We start from the raw sequence: 19,883 nt of genomic DNA on the forward strand, positions 1-19,883 counted from the left end.
GTTTTGTCCAGCATCAAAGAGGAATCATTCATGGCCACCAAAGACACCGTATACGGCCGCTACCGGCCCATCCAGGACATCAGCGTGGCCGACTGCGTGACGATGTACAACCTGTTCATCCAGTACTACGACAACACACCGCTGGACACCTTCGTCAAGGACATGTCCAGAAAGACCGGCGTGTTCGTCATCTACCGCCGCCAGGACGACAGCATCGTGGGCTTTTCCACCATCACGAATTTCGAGGTCCAGGCCGATGGCCAGACCGCCCGCTGCCTGTTCAGCGGCGACACCGTGGTGGACCGCCGCTACTGGGGCACCTCGGCACTGCGCATCACCACCTTCCTGTACGTGCTGCGCCAGAAGATCCTGCACCCCTTCACCCCGCTGTACTGGTACCTGATCTCGATGGGCTACCGCACCTACATGGTGATGGCCAACAACTTCCCGAACTACTACCCCAGCGTGGACGGGGATGACCCCCACCTGCGCAACATCGCCGTCGAGGCCAGCGAGCACCTGTTCCCCGGCATGCTGGACCGCAGCCGCATGATGATCCACTTCGGTGAAGATGCCTGCAAGCTCAAGGGCGATGTCACCCCGATCTCCGATGCCGAGCGGGCCCACCGCAAGATCGCCTTCTTCGAAAAGCGCAACCCGAACTGGATGCATGGCGACGAGATGCCCTGCGTGGGCGCCTTCGACTTCGCCATGATCTGGGGCATGATCAGCGAAGCCCCCAAGCGGCTCTTCCATCTGGACTACAAGAAGCGCGCTGCGGCCCGCACGGTCGCCCAGGAGGATCTGCGCGAAGCACGCTGACCCTCGACTGCTCGCCCAAACCCATCGCGATCCGGTGGGTTTTTTAAGCTCTATATACTTCGCATGCGAAATAATTGCATGCCATGACGACACCCCGCCCCCGCCTCATCTTTCTGCTCAACAGCGCGCAACGCCGCTTGCAGCAGTGGATCGCCACCCAGCAGTGGCAGGCGGCCAGTGCAGGCGTCACGCCGCCGACACCGGCCCAAGGCGGCGCACTGTTCGCCCTGGCTCGACAGGACGGCCTCACCATGGGCCAGTTGGCCACCGAGCTGGACCTGGCGCCCTCGGCGGTCTCCGGCCTGGTGCAGCGCCTGGAGGCGCTGGGCTGGGTCCGACGCCAGCCTTGTCCCCAGGATGCACGCACCCAGCGTGTGTGGCTGCACGCCGCAGGGCGCGCCCAGTTGCCCCTGCTGCGCGAGGCCACACAAAACATCCAGCAGCAGCTCGCCGCCGGTTTCACCGAGGCCGAGCTGCAAACCGTCGCCCGCTGGCTGACCCATGTTCAGCAACTCGACGCCCCTCACCGCCCTGACGACACGCCCCATGACTGAACCGCGCCCTGAACCCGTCACCATCACCTGCGCCGATGGCGTGCCGTTGCAAGGCCACTTCCTGCCCGCCAGCGGTGGGCAGCCGGGCCTGCCGGTGCTGCTGAGCCCGGCCACCGGCGTGCGCCAGCACTTCTACCTGCGCTTCGCCACCTGGCTGGCGGCCCAGGGACATGATGTGCTGGTGTTCGACTACCGCGGCATCGGTCTGTCCCTGCAAGGGCGGCTGCAGGACTGCCCGGCCACCCTGGCCGAATGGGGTCAGCAGGACCAGGTGGCCACACTCGACTGGCTGCTGCAACGCACGGGTCGCGAACAGGTGCTGCTGATGGGACACAGTGCCGGCGGCCAGATGATCGGCCTGCTGCCCAACCACCGACACGTGGCGCGCCTGGTGGGCATCTCGGCCTCCACAGGATGGTTCCGGGGCATGCGTCCGGAGTTCGCCATCCCGGCCTGGACGGCCCTGTGCGCCCTCGTGCCCCTGGGCATCCTGCTCAAGGGTTATGGCCCGACCGCCGCCTTCGGCCTGGGCGAGAACCTGCCCGCAGGTGTGGCCCGCCAGTGGGGCCAGTGGTGTGCCGCAGGTGGCTACGCCACCAATGCTGTGCGCGGCCGCCCCGAGCAGGACTTTCACGCCCAGGTGAGCTGCCCCATCACCGTGCTGCACGCGGCAGACGATGACATCGCCACCCGCCTGACCGTGGCCGATCTGATGCGCACCTTCCCCGCCGCGCAGAAGCAGACCCTGCGCCTCAAGGCCGCCAGCCATGGCCTCAAGAGCATCGGCCACATCGACTGGTTCCGCCCCTCTCATCAAGCCCTGTGGCCCGTGATGGCCAGCGCATTGCGCGGTCCGGTCTGATGATCGGCCATCGGGGCCGCACGCCGGTTATCCTGTCGGCCTCATGAGAATTCTCGGCATCGATCCTGGTTTGCAGACCACCGGCTTTGGCGTCATCGACGTGGACGGGCCACGCCTGAGCTATGTGGCCAGCGGCACCATCAAGACCAAGGAAGCCGCCCAGGGCGATCTGCCCACCCGGCTCAAGATCATCTTCGACGGTGTGCGCGAGGTCGTGGGCCGCTACGAGCCACAGCAAGCCTCGGTCGAGATCGTGTTCGTGAACGTGAATCCTCAATCGACCCTGCTGCTGGGCCAGGCCCGTGGTGCGGCCATCGCCGGGCTGCTGAGCACCCCCAGCTCGCCCACGGTGTCCGAGTACACGGCGCTGCAGATGAAAAAGGCCGTTGTCGGCCACGGCCATGCGGCCAAGGCCCAGATCCGACACATGGTGATGCGCCTGCTGAACTTGCCGCGCGAACCCCACAACGATGCGGCCGATGCCCTGGGCCTGGCCATCTGTCATGCCCATGCCGGCCACGCCATGGCGCAGATGGCGCGTGCGACCGATCTGTCGCGCCGTACCCACGCGCAGATCAAGGGCGGTCGGGTGTACTGAGGCCCCTCTGGCCGCAGCTCACTGGCCTTCCTTGATCAGGCGCCCCGAGGACGACTGGATGGGACGGGCATTCATGGGGTAGAGCCGGCTGAAGATGCCGATCTGCTCACGCGACATGGTGGCGGGCTGCTTCATGACCATCCACAGCACCCCTTCCGAGCACGGCGGTGTGGTGAGCGAGCCCATGTAGGTGTAGTACTGGCGCTGCTCGGGCAGCATCTGGTTCATGTCCAGCATCACCGGCGAGTACTGCTCGGTCTGCTTTTCCAGCGGCAGACTGTTCCACACCAGTTGCACCATGGGGTGGGCGATGCCCTGATCCATCAGCACGGCCACCACGGCCAGACGGCCTTCGACATCCTTGTGCACGAGGTGGGCCACCATCTCGTATTGGCGGCCGTTGATGCGCTCCTCGCTGGGCCGATGGAAGTGGAACTGCAGCAGCTCGTAACGACGCCCTTGCACCGTGATGCTGTTGCCGGGCTCCAGCGTGGCCTGCACGGTGTGGCCGTTGTCGACCACTTTGAAAGGCGTCGGGCGATAGTCGAACTGGATGGGCTCGAGCTCGACCTTGATGCCATCGCGGATGTCGATGGGGCTCTGGCGCTTGCCCAGCATGCATTGACGGAACTCGGGCTTGAGCATGCCCCAGTTGCCCGGCCCGGTGTCACCGGCATACGCCCAGTGCACATCATGGCCATCACTGCCTGCACCGGATGCACCATGCGCACCGGCCGACGCCTTGGGCCCGGCGCCATGCGCAGACGCCGTGGGCGCCACCCGCTTGGGGCGCGGCTTGGGCGCCGACACCTTGACCACCGGCGCCACCTCCTGCTTGGCACGCACCTCGGCGATCTTCTGATCGATCAGCTCCCGCAACTCCGCCATGGACACACTGGACTTGGAATCAGGCGCAGGCGCTTCCGCCCTGGCGGCGCTCTTCTTGAGGTCGGGCTTGAGATCTTCCTTGCTGACCTTGCCCGACTTGACAGGCGCTGTCTCGGCCACAGCATGGGGATCGCCATGGGCCTCCGAGGCCTGAACCCCAGAGGACAGGGCCAGGCCCAAGGCCAGGGCCACCACCTGGCTGATGGCCGATGGTGTGAAACCGATTTTCTTGACTCGAGGCTCATTCATGGCAACTCTCCGCTAACCCGAGGGTTTTCGACCACCCGAGGGGCGAACTTGAGCCTTGCCATCCATAGTGTGAAGTCAGCCGATAGGCCGGATTCTGTGCGGCCAGACACCTTGCGATGCCCGACCGTGACCGCCATTCCTCTGGGCCGCCTGTCGCCAGAGCGGCTCGATGCCACCTACCCGCACACTCTCCGGGCCAGATCACTGTGTGCCTATTTGGTGTTGCTGCGCGTAGAGATTGCCCGTTTCACCCTCTGCGTCCCCGGCCATTCTTTCGAATGGCCTTTGACGTGGCTTTCGCCCCGCCCAAGGCCGCAGAGACTCGTCTCTGTTGCTCTGATCCTCACCTCACGGTGGAGAGGCGTTACCTCCTACGCTGCCCTGTGCAGTCCGGACCTTCCTCCAGTACGCCCTTTCGGGACCTGTACCAGCGGCGGTCTGGCTGACTTCACACGCGCATTATCTCAGGCCTGCGGCCTCCAGGGCCTTGGAAAATTCAGCGGGCTTTTGAAAACCGATCACGCGCACCCCTGTGAGCTCCTGCCCGGTGCGGTCAAAGAAGATGATGCCCGGGGGCCCGAAGAGCTTGAAACGCGCCAGCAAGGCCCGGTCGTCCGCGTTGTTGGCCGTCACATCGGCCTGCAGCAGCACCGCCTGCGCCAGGCGCGCGCGCACATTCGTGTCAGTGAAGGTCTCGCGCTCCATCTCCAGGCAGGAGACACACCAGTCGGCATAAAAGTCCAGCATCACGGGGCGCCCCTGGCGGGCGGCCTCTCGCACGGCGGCCTCCAGCTCCGTCACCGAGCGCACCCGCTGGAAGGGCAGCACACTCTGGTGGCCAGCGGGGCTCACGGACTGGCCCTGCACCGCCGCCACCAGCACCGGCCAGGCCGGGCGGGCCACCCAGACGGCCATGCCCAGCATCAGCACCCCGAACAGGCCCTTGACCGCCGTCATCCAGGGGCCGGCCTTGGGCAGGAGGCTGCCAGCCGACAAGCCCACCAGCAGCAGCGGCACACTCATGCCCCAGGCCATGGCGTACAGCGCCGCGCCCCCCAGCACCACGTCTCGGGACTGACTGATGTAGAGCAACGCACCGGCCAGGGGCGCCGACACACAGGGGCTGACGATCAGGGCCGAGACGGCCCCCATCACGAACACGCTCACGAACCGCCCGCCGGGCAGGCCCTGGGTATGGTGCCCCAACCAGCTCTGCACGCCCACCGGCAGGCGCAGCTCGTACAGGCCGAACATCGACAGGGCCAGCAGCACCATCACGGCCGCAAAGCTCAGCACCACCCAGGGGTGCTGCAGGTAGGCGGCCAGCCCCTGGCCCAACATGCCGGCGGCCACGCCCAGGCCGGTGTAGACCAGGGCCATGCCCTGCGAATAGCTCAAGGCCAGCGCCAGCCCCCGGCCCCGGCTCACCTGCTGACCGTGGCCCACGATGATGGACGACAGGATCGGCACCATGGGCAGCACACAAGGGGTGAGCGACAACAGCACTCCCGCCAGCAGAAAGACACCCACCACCGTCAGCCAACGGCCGCTGGCCAGGGCGGCGGTGATGCGGTCATCCTGGCGGTCGGCCCCCGCGCCGTCTGCGGCCGCCGCAGAGCCCCCCGGTGCCTGAGACACGCCGCCGCCCAGCAAGGAGGCGGATCGTTCACCCATGCCCTGCCAGAGTGCCGCCACCGCCTGCACCTGGCCCTGCGGGCCCAGCGTCACCCGAAAACGCCGCGTCTGGGGTGGGTAACACAGGCCGGCGTCGGCACAGCCCTGGTAGCTCACCGTCAGGGTCTGCTCACCCGCCACCGGGGTGGCCGGCGCGGGGATGTTCACGGTAGCGCTCAGATCGCGGTGATAGACCTCCATCACCTTGTTGAAGGTGGGATCCATCTTGCGCTCGCCATCGGGCAAGACCATGGGCAGCGGGTGATCCCCCCACTGTGCCTGCATGCGCTCGCGGTACAGATAGGTCTGAGGCGCCAGCATGAAATCCAGTTGCACCGCTTGCGGCGAGGCCACCGAGGCCTGCACCCGGAAGGCCTGCTCCGCCGGCAGGAAATCCTGCGCCCGGGCCGGGACCACGCCCGCCAGCACCCAGATCAGCAGACACGACAGCAGGCGCCACAGCCCATCGAGACGCTGCGGCCAGATCAAGTTTTGAGTACGCATGGTGTGATTTTGAGGCCAGCGCGCTTATCCTTATCGATCGGCTGGTTCAAGCCCCTTTTTGACGCCTGACGCAGGAGTGAGTTGCATGAAAGCCCACAGCATTCTCGAAACCATCGGTCAAACCCCGCACATCCGCGCCCAGCGCCTGTTCGGCCCGCAAAACAACGTCTGGATCAAGGCCGAGCGCGCCAATCCAGGGGGCTCGATCAAGGACCGCATCGCGCTGGCCATGGTCGAGGACGCCGAAGCCCGCGGCTTGCTGAAGGCCGGCGGCACCATCGTCGAACCCACCTCCGGCAACACCGGCATCGGTCTGGCCATGGTGGCCGCGGTCAAGGGCTACAAGCTGGTGCTGGTGATGCCCGACAGCATGTCGATCGAGCGCCGCCGCCTGATGCTGGCCTACGGCGCCAGCTTCGACCTCACCCCGCGTGAAAAGGGCATGAAGGGCGCCATCGCCCGTGCCCAGGAGATCGTCGAGGCCACCCCCGGCGCCTGGATGCCCCAGCAGTTCGAGAACCCGGCCAACATCGCCGTGCACGAGCGCACCACCGCCCAGGAGATCCTGGCGGACTTCCCGGAAGGCCTGGATGCTCTGATCACCGGGGTGGGCACCGGCGGCCACCTCACGGGCTGCGCCCGCGTGCTCAAGCAGGCCTGGCCCCAGCTCAAGGTGTTCGCGGTCGAACCCAAGGCCTCGCCGGTGATCTCCGGCGGCGCGCCCTCGCCCCACCCCATCCAGGGCATCGGTGCGGGCTTCATCCCCGCCAACCTGGACACCGGCCTGCTCGATGGCGTGATCCTGGTCGACGCCGAAGACGCTCGCGAGATGGCCCGCCGCGCCGCGCGTGAAGAAGGCATGCTGATCGGCATCTCTTCCGGCGCTACGCTGGCCGCCATTGCACAGAAACTGCCTGAACTGCCCTCGGGTGCCCGCGTCCTGGGATTCTGCTACGACACGGGTGAACGCTATCTGTCGGTCGAGGGTTTCCTGCCTGCCTGAACCGATGAGCTCAAGAACCCCTTCACACCGCAGCACGCCCGAGCATTCCGGAGTGTCGGGATGGCTTCAGAAACTGGGCCACCCCAACTCGGCGCAGAGCGGGATCATCCGCATCCTGCTCATTGCCACGGCAGTGGTGGCCCTGTGCGGCCTGGGTTACTACATGGTGGACCCAGCCATCGAATCGATCGGCGAGGGGTTCTGGCTGGCCTTCACCACGGCGGCCACAGTGGGCTACGGGGACCTGGTTCCCAGCACCGTTGAATCTCGGGTCTTTTCCGTGATCGTGGTGGTGGTCGGCTTTGCCGTGCTGTCCCTGGTCACGGCCAGCATCTCGGCCCTGCTGGTGGGCAAGCAGGAACGCATGATCGAATACGAGATCCTGCACGATCTGCACAAGCAGGTGCGCCTGCTGCGCGAGGAGATTGCCGAGTTGCGTCAGGAAGGACATCTGGCCTCGCCGACGGCCGCCGCACCGCCCACCACGGACACGACCCGCCCCTCTCCACCGACTTGAGGGCTTGCGCCTTCGGCATGCGTCAGGCAAAAAAGAGCCCGGACCTTTCGATCCGGGCTCAAGGAGAGGTCGCATGAGACCTCACACTGACTAAAGAGGGCAAGAAAAGCGTGATGTCGGACAAAAACACGCCGGCCTCTTGCACTGCATCAAGAGGATACACGTGTTGTCAGTCTGAGTACACCACCGGAACCCGACACACCCCCTGAAATGCAGGGGGTCTCGTCTCCGTCCCGCCGCATTCAGTCAGTGGTGATCAAGCGCCACTGCAGGGTCTCGCCGCCACGCAGGGGCTTGATCTCGGTCTCGCCGAAGGGCAGCGCCTCCGGCACCACCCAGGGCTCGCGCCGGAGCGTCACGCGCTCGGTATTGCGCGGCAGGCCGTAGTAGTCGGGGCCATGGAAGCTGGCAAAGGCCTCCAGCTTGTCCAGCGCGCCTGCCGCCTCGAAGACCTCGGCATACAACTCCAGGGCACACGGGGCCGTGTAGCAACCGGCGCAGCCACTGGCATGCTCCTTGAGGTGCGCGGCATGCGGTGCGCTGTCGGTGCCCAGGAAAAAGCGAGAGGATCCCGAGGTGGCCGCCTGCACCAGCGCCAGGCGGTGCTCCTCGCGCTTGAGGATGGGCAGGCAGTAGTAGTGCGGCCGGATCCCGCCCATGAAAATGGCGTTGCGGTTGTAGAGCAGGTGCTGGGGCGTGATGGTGGCCCCCACAAAGCGGTCGGCCTCGTTCACGTACTGCGCGGCCTCCCGCGTCGTGATGTGCTCGAACACCACTTTGAGCTCAGGCAGATCACGGCGCAGGGGGATCAGCTTGTCATCGATGAAGGCCTTCTCGCGGTCGAACACGTCGACCGCGCTGTCGGTGACCTCGCCGTGCACGCACAGCACCAGGCCTTCGCGCTGCATGGCCTCCAGCACCGCATAGGTCTTGCGCAGGTCGGTCACGCCCGCATCGCTGTTGGTCGTGGCACCTGCGGGGTACAGCTTGAAGGCCACCACCCCGGCGTCACGCGCGCGCCGGACCTCGTCGGGCGAGGTGTTGTCGGTCAGATAAAGCACCATCAGGGGCTCGAAACTCAAGCCGGCAGGCACGGCCGCACGAATGCGATCGCGGTAGGCCAAGGCCTGCTCGGCTGTGGTCACCGGCGGGCGCAGATTGGGCATGATGATGGCGCGCGCAAACTGGCGCGCCGTGGCGGGCACCACACTCTGCATGGCCACGCCATCGCGCACGTGCAGATGCCAGTCGTCAGGTCGGATCAGGGTGAGTTCGTTCATGACGATATTCTCGCCTCAATGCAAGGGGGATTGCCTGGTGGTGGCGCAGGCCTTGCCGCAATGCGAGAATCATCCGATGACCTCCTCCACGCTCCGCCCCCTCCTGCGGCCCCTGGCCTGCACCCTGGCCCTGGCCTCCCTGACGGCCTGCTCCTACATGCCGCAATGGGCTTCGCTCAAGGCCTTCCAGCATCGAGGCGATGCCCCGAGCACCGAAGCCCTGGCCACCCCGAAAGAGCGCTCCGAGGTGCTGCTGGCGCTGACCGAGGACCACACCCTGGTGACCGTCAACGCCGCGCAGCCCGGGCAGTTGCTGGGTCAGGTCACTCTCAAGGGCTTGACGCCGGGCGAGAAGATCCTGGGCATGGACTTCCGCGTGGCCAAGGGGCAATTGTTTGCCCTGAGCAGCACAGGCCGCCTGCTGCGCATCGAGCCCACCACGGGCCAGATCACACCCGTCGGCACCGGCGTGGCCCTGCCACTTGGCGCATCCTGGGGCGTGGACTTCAACCCCACCGTGGACCGCGTGCGAGTGGTCAACGACGAGGGCGCCAACCTGCGCCTTCACCCCGACACGGGTGCCCAGGTCGATGGCGATGCCAAGACCGATGGGCTGCAAGCCGATGGCCGCCTGAGCTATGCCGCCGGTGACCTGCTCCAGGGGCGTGTTCCCCGCGTCACCGCCGCGGCCTACACCTACAACAAGGACAACGACAAGCTCACCACCAACTACGCCATCGACGCGGCGGCAGGTTATCTGGTGGTGCAAGGCTCGGTCGAGGGAGCCACACCCGTGGTCTCACCCAACACGGGCCTGCTGCAAAGTGTCGGCCCGCTGCTGATCGATCGATTCGATCAGGCGTCCTTCGACATCTCGGATGTGAACAACGCCGCCTACCTGGTCACTGGCCGTCAAGGCAGCGTCGAGTCCCGCCTCTATGAGGTCGATCTGGGCAGTGGCGTGGCACGCCTCATCGGCTCGATCGGCGCGGGCCAGCAGATCCGTGCCCTGGCCATCGTGCCTTGATGCGCATGGCGGCCAGGCGACCGCCTGGCCTCACGCTGCGGACGGTGGGGCCGCCGGCGGATGCTCGCTGCCGCTTTGCTGCATGCGCCACATCTGCGCGTAGCGCCCCCCGGCCGTCAGCAGTTGCACATGGGTGCCCCGCTCGATGATGTGGCCCGAGTCCATCACCAGGATCTCATGGGCGTTGACCACGGTGGACAGGCGATGCGCAATCACCAGCACCGTCTTGCCCTGAGCCACCGCCGCCAGCTCGGCCTGGATGGCCCGCTCATTGGCCGAATCCAGCGCCGAGGTGGCCTCGTCGAACACCAGCACCGGCGGATCCTTGAGCAAAGTGCGTGCGATCGCCACGCGCTGCTTCTCGCCGCCCGAGAGTTTGAGCCCACGCTCGCCCACCATGGTGTCGTAGCCCTTGGGGGTGCTGACGATGAAGTCGTGGATGCGGGCCGCACGGGCCGCCTGTTCGACCTCTTCGCGCGTGGCACCGGTGCGACCATAGGCGATGTTGTAGGCCACCGTGTCGTTGAAGAGCACCGTGTCCTGCGGCACGATGCCCACGCTGCGGCGCAGGCTGTCTTGCGTCAGGCCCCGGATGTCGTGGCCATTGACCGTGATGCGCCCGCCCTGCACGTCATAAAAGCGGTAGAGCAGGCGTGCCAGCGTGGATTTGCCCGAGCCTGAGGGTCCGACCACGGCCACGGTCTGCCCCGACGGGATCTCGAAGCTGATGTCATGCAAGATGGGCCGCGAGGGGTCATAGGCGAACTGCACATGGTCAAAGCGCACGGCCGGTGGCCCCTTGAGCAGCAAGGGCGCGGCATCGGGTGCGTCGGCCACCTCGCGCTCACGCTCCATCAGCGTGAACATCTTGTCCAGGTCGGTCAGGGACTGCTTGATCTCGCGGTAGATGACGCCCAGGAAGTTCAAGGGAATGTAGAGCTGGATCATGAAGGCATTGATCATGACCAGATCGCCCACCGTCAACCGCCCGGCCACCACGCCCTCGGTGGCACGCCAGAGCATGAGGATCAGACCCAAGGCGATGATGCTCTGCTGGCCGGCATTGAGCAGCGAGAGGCTGCGCTGGCTCTTGAGCGCCACCTGGCGCAGGCGCTCCAGGCTCTCGTCGTAGCGACGCGCCTCGAAGTCCTCGTTGTTGAAGTACTTGACGGTCTCGTAGTTCAGCAAGGCATCGATGGCCCGCGTGTGCGCCTTCGAATCCAGCTCGTTTTGCTCACGGCGAAACCGCGTGCGCCACTGCGTCACCGTCACCGTGAAGCCCACATAAGCCACCAGGGCACCCAAGGTGATCCAAGCAAAGACCATGTCGAACTGGATGGCCAGCAGGCCCAGCACCAGCGACACCTCGATCAGGGTCGGGATGATGCTGTAGAGCGAGTACGAAATCAGCGAATGCACGGCACGGGTGCCCCGCTCGATGTCGCGCGTCATACCCCCCGTCTGGCGCTCCAGGTGAAAGCGCAGGCTCAGCGCATGCAGGTGCGAAAAAACCTGCAGCGAGATGCGCCGGGCCGCCCCTTCCGTGGCCTTGGCAAAGACCAGTTCACGCAGTTCGGTGAACAGCGAGGTCGACAGGCGCAGCAGACCATAGGCCAGCAGCAGCCCCAGGGGCACGGCCAGCAGCGCCTGCGGCGACTGTGCCGAGGGCGCCAACCGGTCGATCAGTTGCTTGAGCAGCACGGGCACGCCCACATTGGCCAGCTTGGCGCCCACCATGAAGGCCAGCGCCAGCACGACACGCCCTTTGTAGGCCCACAGATAGGGCCACAGGCGCGCGAGGGTGTCCTTGTCGGAGCGGCGTGTATCCGTGGCAGATGTCGGGTTTCCCCCAGGAATGGACGGTGCGTGGCGGCGCATTCTGAAACAATGCCAGCTTGAAGTTGCAACAGCCGATTGTCGGCGCCTTTGACCATGACCGTCTGCCCCAAGCCCAATATCCTGCAATGCCCGCCGGATCTGCACCCCGAGATGGAGCTGATCATGCGCATCGTGCCCATGCCCAAGGATGCCAACGGCAACGGCGACATCTTTGGCGGCTGGCTGATGGCGCAGGTGGATCTGGCCGGCTCCTTGCTGCCAGGGCTGGTCTCGCGCGGACGCATCGCCACGGTGTCGGTCAACCATTTCGTGTTCAGCCAGGCGGTGTCGGTGGGCGACGTGGTGTCGCTGTATGGCCGCATCGAGAAGATCGGCCGCACCTCCATGACCGTGCACGTGGAAGCCTGGGCCGAGCGGGACCCCAGCAACCCGCGCCTGGTCAAGGTCACCGAGGCCAACATCACCTACGTGGCCATTGACGAACAGGGCCGCCCCCGCCCGGTTCCCAAGGCCAACTGATGGCCCTGATCGGCCTACACTGTGAGGCTGGATCCCTTTTCAAGGAGCGCCTCATGCTGACCTCATTGACCTCATCTCCCCTGATCCGTACCGCCATGCTGGCCACGGCCTGCGCCCTGGGTGCGCCCATGGGCGTGCACGCCGTGGTGGTGGCCGGCCCCTCCGGCACCGTGCCCACGACCAGCCTGAGCACGACCGCGACCAGCTCCGGCAGTGCCGCCACCAGCAGCACCAGCCCTGCCGCCACAACCAGCACCAAGGCCGTGGCTGCGGCGGTCGTCGCCTCGTCGGCCAGCACCGCCAAAGCCGCCGCCGTCAGCCCCTGCACCCACTGCGGCACCGTTCAGGAAGTCACCGCCCGCAAGAAGAAGGGCGAGGGCAGCGGCCTGGGCCTGATCGCCGGGGCCGTCGTGGGCGGCGTGGTGGGCAACCAGTTCGGCAAGGGCACGGGCAACACCGTGACCACCGTGGGGGGTGCCGTGGCCGGTGGCGTGGTGGGCAACGAAATCGAGAAAAACGCCAACAAGCGCACCGAGTACGTCACCAAGATCAAGATGGACGATGGCACCGTGCGCGAGTTCAAGCTGGAACAGCAATACGCCGTGGGCGCCCGTGTCACCGTGGACGGCGACAAGGTTCAAGCCAAGCCCTGAGATCCCTCCCCTTTTTGCCCCTCGCCCGCCATGCACGAGCTCAGCGCCACGACCTTTGATCAATTGACCCCCGTCATGCGCAGGCAAGGCTGGGCGGTGGTGGCGGCCGACGAGCTGCGGCGGGCCGCGGAGGTCTCGGCCTCGACCCTGGAGGCCCTGGCGGCGTCCTGGAACGACCTGCCGCCGGACACCCACCTGCGGGACGGTGGTCACTACCGCTTCCGGCGTCACAGCTGCTATGTGGTGCACACCCCCTCGGGCCAGGTGGAAACCGTGCCCCACCGTGCCCACTGGCAGAGCGTGACCTACAACGCCCTGCATGGCGGCTTCGAGCGCTGGTTCGAGCCGGTGCGCCCGGAGGTGGCGGGCGATCCCGCCTGGTCTCGCCTGATCGGCCGCCTGGGAAGCGCCCTGGCCGCCATCCAGGCCACCGAGCGCTGGTATGTCGAAGCACACCAGTTCCGCGTCGACACCACCGGCGGCATCGGTCGCCCCACGCCCGAAGGCGCCCACCGCGATGGTGTGGATTTCGTGGTCGTGATCATGGTGGGACGCCAGGGCGTCAAGGGGGGCGAGACCCGCGTCTTCGAAGCCCAGGGACCGCACGGCGTGCGCTTCACCCTGAGCGAGCCCTGGAGCGCCCTGGTGCTGGACGACCATCAGGTCATCCACGAAAGCACCCCGATCCAGCCCCTGCAGGACCATGGCTGGCGCGACACCCTGGTGCTGACGTTCCGGGCCGCCGGCTTCCAGGGCCCTGGACAACCCTGAGTGGAGCGCCCCGTGCGCACGGTGCTTGCGTTACCGCAAAGCGTCGGACGCGCAAGGCAGGTAAGGTGCGGACGCACGATCCCACTTGCGGGCCCTTGCCCGCCGTCGCCACGCCATGAGCCCCGCCACCATCTGCCCCTGGACCACCGAGCGCCACGCTGCCCTCCGGCATGCCGATGGCAAACGGGTTTGCCGGCCTGCAGGAGGACACCATGCTGGAACAGCTTGACGGACACATCGCACGGGTCCAGCGGCATCGCCGGCAGCCCCATCAGCTGGCGGCGCGTGCCCTGGTGCATGAGCCCGGACAATGGGGCAAATCGTGGCGCCTGATCGAGGGTGCCGTCCGACTGGACCGGATCGTCGAGGGAGACGATCGCAGCCATTTCGTGCACTTGGCCCTGCCCGGGCAACTCATCGGCGCGGAGATGCTGCTCAAGGGGCAATACAGCTTCAGGGCACAGACGGTGGTGCCCAGTGTGCTGGTGCCGTGGCCCACCTTGCCCGAAGAAGACGTGACGCAGGACCTGCTGTCGGCCTTTGCCGCGCAGTACTGCCAGCAGGGCGACCAGATGCAGCTGTGCCATGGCGCGGCCGAATCACGCCTGAGTCACCTGCTGCGCATGATGACCCGGCACATGACCCCCGAGGCCGATGGCAGTCGGGTGCTGAACATGCCAGGCCTCAGGGACTTGGCCGACATCACCGACCTGACCATGGAAACCGTGTCTCGCTGCATCACCCGCCTGCGTCAGGCCAAGGTGCTGGAGGATCTGGGGCGGCGTCAGTTCAGGTTCTGGCCGGAACGCCAGAACCCCTCGGCCACCTGATCAGCACTGCGAGAAATCAGGCTTGCGCTTGGACATGAAGGCGTCGATGGCCTCCTTGCAGGCCGGGCCACGCAGCAGTTGGCCGAACTGAGCGAACTCCTCGTCGATCACGGCCTTGAGACCGGGCTGCGAGCGCTTCATCAAGGCCTTGGTGACCCGCAGAGAGGCCAAAGGCTTGGCCGACAGCTTGGCTGCCTGCGCCTGGGTATAAGCGTTGACCTCGTGCGGTGGCACCACGCGATTGACCAGCCCCATGTCATGGGCCTCATCGGCGTAAAAGGCCTCGCCCAGCAGCAGCTTTTCCGCGGCACGCTGGTAGCCCGCCAGGGCGGGCAGCAAAACGCTGGAGCCCGCTTCGGGGCACAGGCCCAGGTTCACAAAGGGCAGGCTGAATGCAGCGTTGTCACCGGCATAGACCAGATCGCAGTGCAGCAGCAAGGTGGTGCCGATGCCCACGGCGGGGCCCGCCACAGCGGCCAGCAGCGGCTTGGGGAAGGTCGTCAGTTCATGCAAGAAGCGATGCACTGGCGCGGGCTCGGTGGCCGCGGGATTGGGCGGGTTGTCGCGGAAGTCCTGCAGGTCATTGCCTGCGGTGAACACCTGCTCGTGGCCCTGGATCACCACCACACGCACCTGTTCATCGGCCGCCGCATCACGGAGCGCGTCGGCCAGCGTGGCGTACATCGCCGCCGTCAGGGCGTTTTTCTTGTCCAGTCGGTTCAGGGTCAGGGTCAGCACACCCGCTTCGCGGTGCTGCAGGATTTCACTCATGGCCAAAGTCTCCAGATTCAAGACCCTGAATTAGACGCCAGAAACGCCATCTGCCGCCGCTTTGTAAGCGGTGGGTCTGGAACTTCTGCGGCATATGCATGATGCGTGCGCTTTGTCGGGAGAGCGCAGGTGTGTCCCGCGCAGCGGGACCGCCCCCGTGAAGCCCGGACGGAGGCCACCTCGGCCCGCGCCCCACGCTGCCACGCCAGAACGCACCAGCAGCAACCAGCCAGCCCACCAACCAGCGGCCCATAAGCAAAAAAGCCCACCTCCAAGAAAGGAGATGGGCCACACACCTCACCCCACCGAGCCGTCAACCGGCGCGGTCGGTGAGACGCGAGATCACAGACGCTCGATGATGCCAGCGGCGCCTTGACCGGTACCGATACACATCGTGACCATGCCGTACTTGCCGCCCGTGCGCTGCAGACCGTGCACCACGGTCGCGGCGCGGATGGCACCGGTGGCACCCAGGGGGTGACCCAGAGCAATCGCGCCGCCCATCGGGTTGACCTTGGCACGGTCCAGCACGTGCCCCTTGGCGTCCAGATCCTTCAGCACCGCCAGCGACTGCGCCGCGAAGGCTTCATTCAGCTCGACCCAGTCCAGATCGGCAGCGGTGATGCCAGCCTTCTTCAGGGCCAGGGGAATGGCTTCGATGGGGCCGATGCCCATGATTTCGGGAGGCACGCCCTTGACGGCAAAGCTCACGAAACGAGCCAGCGGCTTCAGACCATACTTCTCGCAGGCTTCCTTGGAAGCCAGGATCAGGCAGCCCGCGCCGTCAGACGTTTGCGAGCTGTTGCCCGCCGTGACCGAACCCTTGGCAGCGAACACAGGGCGCAGCTTGGCCAGGCCTTCCAGCGAGGTGTCGGGGCGAGCGCCTTCGTCGCGGCTGATGACCTTCTTGGTGATGGTCACTTCGCCAGTTTCGAGGTTGGGCGTGCGCACTTCCACTTCGATCGGGGTGGTCTCGGCATCGAACCAGCCAGCCTGCTGAGCCGCGATGGCGCGACGGTGCGATTCCACCGCGAACGCATCCTGCTCTTCACGGCTGACCTGCCACTGCTCGGCCACCTTCTCGGCGGTCATGCCCATGCCGTAGGCGATGCCGACGTTCTCATCCAGGTCCACGACCTTGGGGTTGAACGAAGGCTTGTTGCCGCCCATGGGCACCATGGACATGGATTCCACACCACCGGCGATCATCACGTCGGCTTCGCCCACGCGGATGCGGTCAGCCGCCATGGCCACGGCGGTGATGCCAGCAGCACAGAAGCGGTTCACGGTGGCGCCAGCCACGGTCTTGGGCAGGCCCGACAGCAGCGTGGCCACCTTGGCCACGTTCATGCCTTGCTCGCCTTCGGGCATCGCGCAGCCGATGATGGCGTCTTCGATGGCTGCGGGGTCCAGGCTGGGCACTTGCTTGAGTGCATTCTGGATCACGGCCACCAGCAGGTCGTCCGGGCGGGTGTTCTTGAACACGCCACGGCCAGACTTGCCGATCGGGGTGCGGGTAGCGGCGACGATGTAAGCGTCTTTGAGTTGAGTCATTTCAATGCTCCGATCGATCAGTTACGCACGGGCTTGCCGGTGGACATCATGCCCATGATGCGTTCTTGCGTCTTGGGGTGGTCCAGCAGCGTGCAGAAGTGCTTGCGCTCCAGGGCGTGCAGGTATTCCTCGGTCACCAGGGTGCCGGCATCGACATCACCGCCGGTCAGCACGTCAGCGATCATCGAGCTGATCAGGTAGTCGTGCTGGGAGATGAAGCCGCCGTCACGCATATTGATCAGCGAGGTCTGCAGCGTGGCCTTCACGTTGCGGCCGGCCACAGCGAACTGGCGCTTGAGCGGGGCGCGGTAGCCGGATTCGAACATGGCCTTGGCCTGCTGGATGGCGACGTACAGGACTTCGTCCTTGTTGGGGACGATGACGTCGCTGTCGAGCAGGTAGCCGTACTTGCGCGACTCGTGAGCCGACACACCGACCTTGGCCATGGCCGCAGCCTGGAAGCCTTCCTTGACGAAGCCGATGAGCTCGGCGCCGTTCTGGCCGGACACGCCCTTGGCGGCCTCGACCTGTTCAGCCGCACGGCGAGCCAGATAGGCCAGACCACCGCCGCCGGGGATCAGGCCCACGCCGACTTCGACCAGACCGATGTAGGACTCGATGGCTGCCACGCGCTTGGCGCAGTGCACGGCCAGCTCGCAACCGCCGCCCAGGGCCATGCCATGGATGGCGGCCACGGTCGGCACATTGCTGTAGCGCATGGCCAGCATGAAGTCCTGCAGGGCCTTTTCCAGCGGTTCGATGGCCTTGCCGCCACCGGACATGAAGGCAGGCATCATTTCCTGCAGGTCAGCACCGGCAGAGAAAGGCGCATCGGGCGACCAGATCACCAGACCCTTGTAGCCGGTCTCGGCCATCTGCAGGGCCTTGAACAGGCCTTCGGTCACGCCCTTGCCGATCGCGTGCATCTTGGACTTGATCGAGGCGATGATGACTTCGTCGTCCAGGGTCCACAGACGGATGGAGGCGTCCTCGTGCAGGGTCTTGCCCGTGGTGGCTGCGTCGGGCGCGTTGGAGCCCAGCACGCTTTCACGGAAGAACTGACGCTGGTAGACGGGCAGGCTGTTTTGCGGCAGGAACTTGCCAGCGGCAGGGCTCCAGGAGCCTTCGGCCGTGTGCACGCCACCGGCTTGCGCCACGGGGCCTTCAAAGACCCACTGGGGCAGCGGAGCCTTGCTCAGGGCCTTGCCAGCGTCGATGTCGGCTTGCACCCACTCGGCCACCTGCTTCCAGCCGGCGGCTTGCCACAGCTCGAAGGGGCCTTGCTTGTTGCCGTAGCCCCAGCGCATGGCGAAGTCCACGTCGCGGGCGGTGTCGGCGATCTCTTCCAGCACCACAGCGCTGTAGTGGAAGGCGTTGCGCAGGATGGCCCACAGGAACTGAGCCTGGGGGTTGGCCGAGTCGTGCAGGGCCTTCAGGCGCTCAGCCGGCTTGAGCTTGAGCATGTCCTGCACTTCCTTGTCACCCTTGGCACCACCGGGGACGTAGGTCATGGTGGCGGGGTCCAGACGCAGAACGGACTTGCCTTCCTTCTTGTAGAAGCCGGCACCGGTCTTCTGGCCCAGCGTGCCCTTCTCGAGCAGCTTGGTGACGATCGAAGGCTCGACGAAGTTGGGCAGGAAGGGATCGTTGGGCAGGTTGTCACGCAGGGTCTGCGAACCCTTGGACATGATGTCCACACCCACCACGTCCAGCGTGCGGAAGGTGGCCGACGAGGCACGGCCCATGCGCTTGCCGGTCAGGTCATCGACCACGTCGTAGGTCAGGCCCGACTTCTCGGTTTCGATCAAGGTGAACAGGGCACCGGCGATCCCCACGCGGTTGGCGATGAAGTTGGGGGTGTCCTTGGTGCGCAGCACGCCCTTGCCCACGGTGGTGGTGACAAAGGTTTCGAGCTGGTCGACGATGGTGGGGTTGGTGGTCGGGGTGGGGATCAGCTCGACCAGGTACATGTACCGGGGCGGGTTGAAGAAGTGGATGCCCAGGAAGCGCGAACGCAGCTGCTCGGGCAGCACTTGCGACATCTTGGTGATCGACAGGCCCGAGGTGTTCGTGGCCAGGATGGCGTTGTCATTGACGAAGGGCGCGATCTTCTTGTAGAGATCTTCCTTCCAGTCCATGCGCTCGGCGATGGCTTCGATGATCAGGTCGCAGTCACGCAGCTGCTCGAGGTGCTCTTCGTAGTTGGCTTGCTGGATCAGCGCGGCGTCCTCGGGCACACCCAGGGCGGCCGGCTTCATCTTCTTGAGGCCTTCCACGGCCTTGGTGACGACACCGTTCTTGGGGCCTTCCTTGGCGGGCAGGTCGAACAGCACGACCGGCACCTTCACGTTGACCAGGTGGGCAGCGATCTGGGCGCCCATGACGCCGGCGCCGAGCACGGCCACCTTGCGGACATTGAATCGACTCATGTTCTCTCCTAGGGGAACTCAAAGGGTGTGGAGATGGTGTCAAGGAGGGCGCGACACGCACCCTCCTTGTGTAGAAGCGGCCTGCGATTAGAACAGGGCTTCGTCCATTTCCATCAGGGGAGCCAGACCGGCCTTGGCGGTGATCATGGCGGTTTCGACTTCGGGCAGCAGCTTGGCGAAGTAGAAACGGGCGGTGGCCAGCTTGGCCTTGTAGAACGGATCGCCGGAGCCTTGCTTTTCCAGCGCGATCTTGGCAGCGCGTGCGAAGAAGTAGGCGTAAACCATGTGACCCACGACACGCAGATAATCCACTGCAGCAGCACCCACCTCATCGGGGTTGCCCATGCCCTTCATGCCGATTTCCATGGTGAAGGCTTGCACCTTCTCGCCCAGAGCGGCCAGGGGCTTGGTGAACTCCTGCATGGCTTCGTTGTCGGCGTTTTCCTTGACGAAACGGCCCACCAGCTTGCCAAACTTGGTCAGCTTGGCGCCAGCGTCGCCCAGCACCTTACGACCCAACAGGTCCAGCGATTGCACGG

General features: G+C 65.7%; 19 protein-coding genes and 1 other RNA gene. 11 read left to right on the forward strand and 9 right to left on the reverse strand.

Annotated features, from left to right (window positions below; genetic code table 11):
• Nucleotides 1-30 precede the first annotated feature (30 nt).
• The 4 genes from VFW84_RS02885 (at nucleotide 31) to ruvC (ending at nucleotide 2,836) form a co-directional block, all read left to right on the forward strand.
• Nucleotides 31-822 (forward strand): hypothetical protein, encoded by a 792-nt coding sequence (locus tag VFW84_RS02885; RefSeq protein WP_329678929.1) that lies wholly within the window; start codon nucleotides 31-33, stop codon nucleotides 820-822.
• Between the two features lie 83 nt (nucleotides 823-905).
• Nucleotides 906-1,376 (forward strand): MarR family transcriptional regulator, encoded by a 471-nt coding sequence (locus VFW84_RS02890; protein WP_329678930.1) that lies wholly within the window; start codon nucleotides 906-908, stop codon nucleotides 1,374-1,376.
• A complete protein-coding gene (locus VFW84_RS02895) occupies nucleotides 1,369-2,238 on the forward strand; it encodes an alpha/beta fold hydrolase (RefSeq protein WP_329678931.1) in 870 nt (289 codons plus the stop codon). Before VFW84_RS02890 ends, VFW84_RS02895 begins: the two co-directional genes overlap by 8 nt.
• A gap of 43 nt (nucleotides 2,239-2,281) precedes the next feature.
• The gene (gene ruvC, locus VFW84_RS02900; protein WP_329678932.1) at nucleotides 2,282-2,836 is read left to right on the forward strand and encodes a crossover junction endodeoxyribonuclease RuvC; all 555 of its coding nucleotides are present in this window, start codon (nucleotides 2,282-2,284) and stop codon (nucleotides 2,834-2,836) included.
• Nucleotides 2,837-2,854: 18 nt separating this feature from the next.
• Here the strand turns inward: ruvC and VFW84_RS02905 are convergent, their stop codons facing one another.
• The 3 genes from VFW84_RS02905 to dsbD form a co-directional block, all read right to left on the reverse strand.
• Nucleotides 2,855-3,973, reverse strand: coding sequence for a carbonic anhydrase family protein (locus VFW84_RS02905; protein WP_329678933.1), 1,119 nt, complete (start codon nucleotides 3,971-3,973; stop codon nucleotides 2,855-2,857).
• Between the two features lie 67 nt (nucleotides 3,974-4,040).
• Nucleotides 4,041-4,423: RNase P RNA component class A (rnpB, locus tag VFW84_RS02910), an RNA gene on the reverse strand.
• A 9-nt stretch (nucleotides 4,424-4,432) separates the two neighbouring features.
• The gene (gene dsbD, locus VFW84_RS02915) at nucleotides 4,433-6,151 is read right to left on the reverse strand and encodes a protein-disulfide reductase DsbD (protein ID WP_329678934.1); all 1,719 of its coding nucleotides are present in this window, start codon (nucleotides 6,149-6,151) and stop codon (nucleotides 4,433-4,435) included.
• Between the two features lie 85 nt (nucleotides 6,152-6,236).
• Here dsbD and cysK point away from each other — a divergent pair, with 85 nt between their 5' ends.
• Nucleotides 6,237-7,154 carry a cysteine synthase A gene (gene cysK, locus VFW84_RS02920; RefSeq protein ID WP_329678935.1) on the forward strand — a complete coding sequence of 306 codons (918 nt, stop codon included), beginning with the start codon at nucleotides 6,237-6,239 and terminating at the stop codon, nucleotides 7,152-7,154.
• 52 nt (nucleotides 7,155-7,206) lie between these two features.
• The gene (locus tag VFW84_RS02925; RefSeq protein ID WP_329678936.1) at nucleotides 7,207-7,671 is read left to right on the forward strand and encodes a potassium channel family protein; all 465 of its coding nucleotides are present in this window, start codon (nucleotides 7,207-7,209) and stop codon (nucleotides 7,669-7,671) included.
• 242 nt (nucleotides 7,672-7,913) lie between these two features.
• Here VFW84_RS02925 and pyrC read toward each other — a convergent pair whose 3' ends face one another.
• Nucleotides 7,914-8,951 carry a dihydroorotase gene (gene pyrC, locus VFW84_RS02930; protein ID WP_329678937.1) on the reverse strand — a complete coding sequence of 346 codons (1,038 nt, stop codon included), beginning with the start codon at nucleotides 8,949-8,951 and terminating at the stop codon, nucleotides 7,914-7,916.
• On the opposite strand from pyrC, the gene VFW84_RS02935 reads away from it, so the two are divergent.
• A complete protein-coding gene (locus tag VFW84_RS02935) occupies nucleotides 8,950-9,978 on the forward strand; it encodes a DUF4394 domain-containing protein (RefSeq protein WP_329678938.1) in 1,029 nt (342 codons plus the stop codon). The two genes, pyrC and VFW84_RS02935, sit on opposite strands and share 2 nt — an antisense overlap.
• Nucleotides 9,979-10,008: 30 nt before the next feature.
• On the opposite strand, the gene VFW84_RS02940 is transcribed toward VFW84_RS02935, so the two are convergent.
• Complete coding sequence (locus tag VFW84_RS02940; RefSeq protein WP_329678939.1) at nucleotides 10,009-11,856, reverse strand: ABC transporter ATP-binding protein/permease; 1,848 nt, start codon at nucleotides 11,854-11,856, stop codon at nucleotides 10,009-10,011.
• Between the two features lie 54 nt (nucleotides 11,857-11,910).
• On the opposite strand from VFW84_RS02940, the gene VFW84_RS02945 reads away from it, so the two are divergent.
• The 4 genes from VFW84_RS02945 (at nucleotide 11,911) to VFW84_RS02960 (ending at nucleotide 14,590) form a co-directional block, all read left to right on the forward strand.
• Nucleotides 11,911-12,336: an acyl-CoA thioesterase gene (locus tag VFW84_RS02945; RefSeq protein WP_329678940.1), complete on the forward strand. Its 426-nt coding sequence runs from the start codon at nucleotides 11,911-11,913 to the stop codon at nucleotides 12,334-12,336.
• Between the two features lie 53 nt (nucleotides 12,337-12,389).
• Nucleotides 12,390-12,989 (forward strand): glycine zipper 2TM domain-containing protein, encoded by a 600-nt coding sequence (locus VFW84_RS02950; protein WP_329678941.1) that lies wholly within the window; start codon nucleotides 12,390-12,392, stop codon nucleotides 12,987-12,989.
• 75 nt (nucleotides 12,990-13,064) lie between these two features.
• Entirely contained in the window at nucleotides 13,065-13,760 is a 696-nt protein-coding gene (locus VFW84_RS02955) for a 2OG-Fe dioxygenase family protein (protein WP_329678942.1), read from the forward strand.
• Nucleotides 13,761-13,972: 212 nt separating this feature from the next.
• Nucleotides 13,973-14,590: a hypothetical protein gene (locus tag VFW84_RS02960; protein WP_329678943.1), complete on the forward strand. Its 618-nt coding sequence runs from the start codon at nucleotides 13,973-13,975 to the stop codon at nucleotides 14,588-14,590.
• Here the strand turns inward: VFW84_RS02960 and VFW84_RS02965 are convergent, their stop codons facing one another.
• The 4 genes from VFW84_RS02965 to VFW84_RS02980 form a co-directional block, all read right to left on the reverse strand.
• Nucleotides 14,591-15,361, reverse strand: coding sequence for an enoyl-CoA hydratase (locus tag VFW84_RS02965; protein ID WP_329678944.1), 771 nt, complete (start codon nucleotides 15,359-15,361; stop codon nucleotides 14,591-14,593).
• A 342-nt stretch (nucleotides 15,362-15,703) separates the two neighbouring features.
• Nucleotides 15,704-16,915, reverse strand: coding sequence for an acetyl-CoA C-acyltransferase (locus VFW84_RS02970; protein WP_329678945.1), 1,212 nt, complete (start codon nucleotides 16,913-16,915; stop codon nucleotides 15,704-15,706).
• A 17-nt stretch (nucleotides 16,916-16,932) separates the two neighbouring features.
• Entirely contained in the window at nucleotides 16,933-19,344 is a 2,412-nt protein-coding gene (locus VFW84_RS02975; RefSeq protein ID WP_329678946.1) for a 3-hydroxyacyl-CoA dehydrogenase/enoyl-CoA hydratase family protein, read from the reverse strand.
• 87 nt (nucleotides 19,345-19,431) lie between these two features.
• Nucleotides 19,432-19,883: acyl-CoA dehydrogenase C-terminal domain-containing protein (locus tag VFW84_RS02980; RefSeq protein WP_329678947.1), on the reverse strand; the 452-nt coding region annotated here is incomplete at its 5' end.

This window comes from Aquabacterium sp. (assembly GCF_036279655.1).
Lineage (GTDB): Bacteria > Pseudomonadota > Gammaproteobacteria > Burkholderiales > Burkholderiaceae_C > Aquabacterium.

Coding starts and splice junctions, on each gene's coding strand:
- VFW84_RS02885 (WP_329678929.1), top strand. CDS start 31: ATGGCCACCAAAGACACCGTATACGGCCGCTACCGGCCCATCCAGGAC.
- VFW84_RS02890 (WP_329678930.1), top strand. CDS start 906: ATGACGACACCCCGCCCCCGCCTCATCTTTCTGCTCAACAGCGCGCAA.
- VFW84_RS02895 (WP_329678931.1), top strand. CDS start 1,369: ATGACTGAACCGCGCCCTGAACCCGTCACCATCACCTGCGCCGATGGC.
- ruvC (WP_329678932.1), top strand. CDS start 2,282: ATGAGAATTCTCGGCATCGATCCTGGTTTGCAGACCACCGGCTTTGGC.
- VFW84_RS02905 (WP_329678933.1), bottom strand. CDS start 3,973: ATGAATGAGCCTCGAGTCAAGAAAATCGGTTTCACACCATCGGCCATC.
- dsbD (WP_329678934.1), bottom strand. CDS start 6,151: ATGCGTACTCAAAACTTGATCTGGCCGCAGCGTCTCGATGGGCTGTGG.
- cysK (WP_329678935.1), top strand. CDS start 6,237: ATGAAAGCCCACAGCATTCTCGAAACCATCGGTCAAACCCCGCACATC.
- VFW84_RS02935 (WP_329678938.1), top strand. CDS start 8,950: ATGACGATATTCTCGCCTCAATGCAAGGGGGATTGCCTGGTGGTGGCG.
- pyrC (WP_329678937.1), bottom strand. CDS start 8,951: ATGAACGAACTCACCCTGATCCGACCTGACGACTGGCATCTGCACGTG.
- VFW84_RS02940 (WP_329678939.1), bottom strand. CDS start 11,856: ATGCGCCGCCACGCACCGTCCATTCCTGGGGGAAACCCGACATCTGCC.
- VFW84_RS02945 (WP_329678940.1), top strand. CDS start 11,911: ATGACCGTCTGCCCCAAGCCCAATATCCTGCAATGCCCGCCGGATCTG.
- VFW84_RS02950 (WP_329678941.1), top strand. CDS start 12,390: ATGCTGACCTCATTGACCTCATCTCCCCTGATCCGTACCGCCATGCTG.
- VFW84_RS02955 (WP_329678942.1), top strand. CDS start 13,065: ATGCGCAGGCAAGGCTGGGCGGTGGTGGCGGCCGACGAGCTGCGGCGG.
- VFW84_RS02960 (WP_329678943.1), top strand. CDS start 13,973: ATGCTGGAACAGCTTGACGGACACATCGCACGGGTCCAGCGGCATCGC.
- VFW84_RS02965 (WP_329678944.1), bottom strand. CDS start 15,361: ATGAGTGAAATCCTGCAGCACCGCGAAGCGGGTGTGCTGACCCTGACC.
- VFW84_RS02970 (WP_329678945.1), bottom strand. CDS start 16,915: ATGACTCAACTCAAAGACGCTTACATCGTCGCCGCTACCCGCACCCCG.
- VFW84_RS02975 (WP_329678946.1), bottom strand. CDS start 19,344: ATGAGTCGATTCAATGTCCGCAAGGTGGCCGTGCTCGGCGCCGGCGTC.